This is a genomic window from Paraburkholderia sp. (assembly GCF_035656215.1).
Classification (GTDB): Bacteria; Pseudomonadota; Gammaproteobacteria; order Burkholderiales; family Burkholderiaceae; genus Paraburkholderia.
Genome location: NZ_DASRSY010000227.1, coordinates 1 through 5,610, shown reverse-complemented (window position 1 = coordinate 5,610; position 5,610 = coordinate 1). Strand labels below are relative to the sequence as shown.

The window sequence follows — 5,610 nt, the reverse complement described above, 5'->3', positions numbered from 1 at the left end:
CGAACGATCTGTCGCACGGCAGCTACTATGGCGGGCGCAAGCCGGAAGACGGCCGGATCGACTGGACGCAACCCGCGCAGCAGGTCTACAACCTGATCCGCGCGGTCGCGCCGCCCTATCCCGGCGCGTTTACCGATATCGGCGACCAGCGTTTCGTCATCGCCCGTGCGCGTCTGGCTGCGCCCGGCGCACTTCGCTCGGATTTGCCGCCGGGCCTGCACGTAAGCGATAATGCCGTTTTCGCGATATGCGGCGACGGTCGCGCGATCGCCATCCACGAATTGCGGCACCAGCATGACGGCAACGAAACCGTTGTCACCCCTTACGAATTCGCCCGGCTCATCCAAACTCCCCTCCAAAGTCCCCGTTACTCATGAAAAAAGTCCTGATTCTGGGTGTGAACGGCTTCATCGGCCATCACCTGTCCAAACGCATTCTCGAAACGACCGACTGGGAAGTCTTCGGGATGGACATGCAGACCGAACGTCTCGGCGACCTCATCAATCACGAGCGGATGCACTTCTTTGAAGGCGACATCACGATCAACAAGGAGTGGGTCGAGTATCACATCAAGAAGTGCGATGTGATCCTGCCGCTGGTCGCGATCGCCACCCCTGCCACGTACGTGAAGCAGCCGCTGCGCGTGTTCGAACTCGACTTCGAGGCGAACCTGCCGATCGTGCGTTCGGCCGTCAAGTACGGCAAGCACCTCGTGTTTCCGTCGACCTCCGAGGTCTACGGCATGTGCACGGACGAACAGTTCGACCCGGAAGAGTCGCAACTGTCGTACGGCCCGATCAACAAGCCGCGCTGGATCTACGCGTGCTCGAAGCAGTTGATGGACCGCGTGATCTGGGGTTACGGCATGGAAGGCCTGAACTTCACGCTGTTCCGTCCGTTCAACTGGATCGGCCCGGGCCTCGATTCGATCTACACGCCGAAGGAAGGCAGCTCGCGCGTGGTCACGCAGTTCCTCGGCCATATCGTGCGCGGCGAGAACATCAGCCTCGTGGACGGCGGCGCGCAAAAGCGCGCGTTCACCGATATCGATGACGGCATCGGCGCGCTGATGAAAATCATCGATAACAAGGACGGCATCGCCACGGGCAAGATCTACAACATCGGCAACCCGACCAACAACTTCTCGGTGCGTGAACTTGCGCACAAGATGCTGACGCTGGCCGCCGAATTCCCGGAATACGCCGAGCTCGCGAAGCAGGTGCAACTGGTTGAAACGTCCTCGGGCGCGTACTACGGTGCTGGCTATCAGGACGTGCAGAACCGCGTGCCGAAGATCGACAACACGATGCAGGAACTCGGCTGGGCGCCGAAGTCGACTTTCGACGAAGCGCTGCGCAAGATTTTCGAAGCGTATCGTGGCCACGTCGCCGAAGCGCGCGCGCTCGTCGAACAACAATAAGGCCTGATCCTTGGCTCGTATCGTCCTGAAGATCGACGTCGACACGCTGCGCGGCACCCGCGAAGGCGTGCCGAATCTCGCACGCATCTTCGACCGCTTCAAGGCGCGCGCCACTTTCCTCTTCAGCCTCGGCCCCGACCACACCGGTTGGGCGATGCGCCGCGTATTGCGGCCGGGCTTTCTGAAGAAGGTGTCGCGCACGTCGGTGGTCGAGCATTACGGCATCAAGCAATTGATGTACGGCGTGCTGCTGCCCGGGCCGGACATCGGCGTGAAGACCGCCGCGGAAATGCGCGCGATTCACGAAGCCGGTTTCGAATGTGGCATCCATACGTGGGACCACGTTTACTGGCAGGACAATGTGCGTTCGCAAGACCGTGAGTGGACCGAGAAGCAGATGCAGAAGAGCTTCAACCGCTTCGTCGCGATCTTCGGCGCGCCGCCCGCCACGCACGGCGCGGCGGGCTGGCAGATGAACGGGCATGCGTTTGAGCAGATCGACGCGTGGGGCATGCACTACGCGTCCGACGGCCGTGGCCACTCGCCCTATCTGCCGGTAGTTGGCGGCAGGCAACTGTCGCATGTGCAGATGCCCACCACGCTGCCCACGCTCGACGAAGTGCTGGGCGTAGATGGTGTCGACGAGCACAACGTCGCCGCGTGGATGCTGAAGCACACCGAAAACAACCCGCACGATCAGGTGTTCACGCTGCATGCGGAACTCGAAGGACAAAAGCTCGCGCCGATTTTCGAACAGTTGCTGGAAGGCTGGCGCGCGCAAGGTCACACCTTCGCGACCATGGGTGATTACTACGCCACGCTGGACCGCAGCACGCTGCCATCGTACCCTGTTACGTGGGGCGAAATTCCAGGCCGCTCCGGCGAATTGATTGTCCAGCCCTGACTGACCAGGCTACAGCCGGCCCTGACAATCCGACCGTCGCGAGAACGTACACCGCGTGGCCGGGCAACCTCCCCCCAAAGCCTCGATGCCAGGCCGACGCCACAGCAGTTGCACGTGCAAGTACTGTGACATCGGCCATAACAACCGGAGAACCACGTGCCCATCGCAGTCGACCAACCCATCCCCGACTTTACCGCCCCCGCTACCGGTGGCGAGATCACGCTGTCCAAGCTGCGGGGCAAGAAGGTGGTGCTGTATTTCTATCCGAAGGACAACACGCCGGGCTGCACGACCGAAGGTCTGCAATTCCGCGATCTGTATCCAAAATTCAAGAAGGCCGGTGCGGAAATTCTCGGCGTGTCGCGCGACAGCCTGCGCTCTCATGACAATTTCAAGGCAAAGCTCGAGCTGCCGTTTCCGCTGATCTCGGATCCGGAGGAAACCTTGTGCGCGCTCTTCGGCGTCATGAAATTGAAGAAAATGTATGGCAAAGAAGTGCGTGGGATCGAACGCTCCACGTTCCTGATCGACGCCGAAGGCGTGCTGCGCCAGGAGTGGCGTGGCGTGAAAGTGCCTGGGCACGTCGACGACATTCTGGAGGCTGTACAAGCGCTTTGAGGCGCGTTATATTGGGTTCCAATGAGTGCCTGTCCACCCCACACTTTTCGTAGCTGCGCCGGACTTGACGACCGTTTTGTCGGTTCCGTCGAAGTCGTGAGGCGCAACGCGATAACCGAAGGCGAGCCGCTTGTCCCGTACGCCGGGGCAGCGGCTTTTTTAATTGCGCAGAGCCGTTCGTTCACTCGGCCACGCGCTTCCGTTAAGGAGCCGATCGAAGACCAGGCGAACCGGCATCTCTAGACCGAATGCGCGCCTCCGGGCGCAAACTGCGTGTACACCCACTGGTGGCACCGGCAGAATGCGACAGGCGGCGCACGAAATGTGACCCGATTAATTCGAGGGAAACCATGCCTTTGCCTACCCCCCCCAGCAAGCTCGGCAATCTCCTGCCGCCTGACGAATACAAGGCCAAAGCCGCCACGCCGGCGCGCTCCGCCGCGAAGAAACAGGCGGTCGTTGGGGAATCCGCAGAGTCGACCGATTACGGCCGTGCGAATGTCGCCACGCCGATGGCACACGCCGCCAATGCCGCGACCACGTTGCGGCCCGTGCCGGCGTCGTCGGCTTCCTCTGTTGCGTCTGCATCCGCCGAGCAAGCTGCACCGGCGCCGCGCCGCAAATCGAAGCAGACCGCCGCATTGCTGCAACCGGTTCCCGCTGCCCGTCCGCAAGCCGAGCCGGCAGTTGTTTCTACGCCTGCGGCTAAATCGCAGCCGGTCGTCGCGCGCGCGCCAAGCGCGAAGGACCCGGCCGCCAGCACGCCCGCAGCCGCGGCACCCAGCACGCGCGGCACCAGCAAGAAGCGCGGCGCAGCCGCAGACCCGCTCGAAATGCAGAAGCTTTTCGTGCTCGACACGAACGTGCTGATGCACGATCCAAGCTGCCTGTTCCGTTTCGAGGAACACGACGTCTATCTACCGATGATGACGTTGGAAGAACTCGACAACCACAAGAAGGGCATGTCCGAAGTCGCGCGCAACGCGCGGCAGGTGAGCCGCACGCTGGACGCGTTGGTGGCGAACGCCGGCAACATCTCGGACGGCATTTCGCTTGCGCGTCTCGGCAGCCGTGAGGCGTCCGGGCGCCTGTACTTCCAGACCAAGCTCAACGCCATCGAGCCGGTCGAAGGTCTTCCGGAAGGCAAGGCCGACAACCAGATTCTCGGCGTGGTGCGTGCATTGCAGCGCGACCGGATGGATCGCCAGGTCGTGCTGGTGTCGAAAGACATCAACATGCGCATCAAGGCGCATGCGCTCGGCCTGCCCGCGGAAGATTACTTCAACGACCAGGTGCTCGAAGACAGCGATTTGCTGTACTCGGGCATCCGCGCGCTGCCCCAGGATTTCTGGACCAAGCACGCGAAGGGCATGGAGAGCTGGCAGGACACGAAAACCGGCACCACGTATTACCGCGTGACGGGTCCGCTGTGCGCCTCGATGCTGGTCAACGAGTTCGTGTATCTGGAGCCACAGAACGGCGAGCCGGCGTTCCACGCGCTGGTGCGCGAACTGAACGGCAAGACGGCGCTGCTGCAAACCTTGCGCGACTACGGCCACCACAAGAACAACGTGTGGGGCATCACGGCGCGCAATCGCGAGCAGAACTTCGCGCTGAACCTGCTGATGAATCCAGATATCGACTTCGTCACGTTGCTGGGTCAGGCCGGCACCGGCAAGACACTGGTTGCGCTCGCGGCCGGCCTTGCACAGGTGCTCGACGACAAGCGCTACAACGAGATCATCGTCACGCGCGCAACGGTGCCGGTCGGTGAAGACATCGGCTTCCTGCCAGGTACGGAAGAGGAAAAAATGCAGCCGTGGATGGGTGCATTCGACGACAACCTCGAAGTCCTGCAGAAAACCGACGACGCCGCCGGTGAATGGGGCCGCGCCGCGACTCAGGAACTGATCCGCTCGCGCCTGAAGGTTAAGAGCATGAACTTCATGCGCGGCCGTACGTTCGTGGACAAGTATCTGATCATCGACGAAGCGCAAAACCTGACGCCGAAGCAGATGAAGACGCTGGTCACGCGCGCCGGTCCGGGCACGAAGATCATCTGCCTGGGCAATATCGCGCAGATCGATACGCCTTACCTGACGGAAGGCAGCTCGGGTCTGACGTACGTGGTCGACCGCTTCAAGGGCTGGGCGCACAGCGGGCATGTGACGCTGGCGCGCGGCGAGCGTTCGCGCCTGGCGGATTACGCGTCAGAGATCCTTTAAGTTTCAACGCTTTAGCTTTGGCTGGAAGCCGCGTCCGGGTCGCCCCGGACGCGGCTTTTTTATTGGGCACGCGTTTCCGATGGGCAACACTTAGCACACGAACTTCAAGTAATTTATCAAGAATTCTTGCTTGAGCCAGGTTCGACGGGCTACCATCCCGAAATCGTCCGCCATTAAACGAGCGTTTACCGCTCCCTTCGTCTTCATGCGCCGACTCGCCCTTTCGCTGCTGACCGTTATGCTGCTCGCCGCTTGCGCCGGCGCGCCGCAGAAGACGTCGCGCCGGCCGGGTTCGTCGGTCGTGGTCACGAACGGCGCTTATCATGCGCCGCCGTCAGGCTTTCCGAACTTCGTGGATCACAGCATCGGTCGCGAGGAAATTTCAATCCAGGCGATGAGTCTGGTCGGCATTCCATACCGCTGGGGTGGCAATACGCCCGATA

General features: G+C 61.7%; 4 protein-coding genes and 2 pseudogenes. All 6 read left to right on the top strand.

Annotated features, from left to right (window positions below; all coding sequences use genetic code 11):
* Positions 1-377 (top strand): annotated as a pseudogene (locus VFE81_RS12980) (formyltransferase); the annotation flags it as partial.
* A complete protein-coding gene (locus VFE81_RS12975; protein WP_325044978.1) occupies positions 374-1,420 on the top strand; it encodes a bifunctional UDP-4-keto-pentose/UDP-xylose synthase in 1,047 nt (348 codons plus the stop codon). The pseudogene VFE81_RS12980 and the gene VFE81_RS12975, both read left to right, overlap by 4 nt.
* 10 nt (positions 1,421-1,430) lie before the next feature.
* Complete coding sequence (locus VFE81_RS12970) at positions 1,431-2,324, top strand: polysaccharide deacetylase family protein (protein ID WP_325044977.1); 894 nt, start codon at positions 1,431-1,433, stop codon at positions 2,322-2,324.
* Between the two features lie 156 nt (positions 2,325-2,480).
* Positions 2,481-2,942 carry a peroxiredoxin gene (locus tag VFE81_RS12965; RefSeq protein ID WP_054034536.1) on the top strand — a complete coding sequence of 154 codons (462 nt, stop codon included), beginning with the start codon at positions 2,481-2,483 and terminating at the stop codon, positions 2,940-2,942.
* Between the two features lie 350 nt (positions 2,943-3,292).
* A complete protein-coding gene (locus VFE81_RS12960; protein WP_325044976.1) occupies positions 3,293-5,167 on the top strand; it encodes a PhoH family protein in 1,875 nt (624 codons plus the stop codon).
* Between the two features lie 205 nt (positions 5,168-5,372).
* A pseudogene (locus VFE81_RS12955) lies at positions 5,373-5,610 on the top strand (peptidoglycan endopeptidase); the annotation flags it as partial.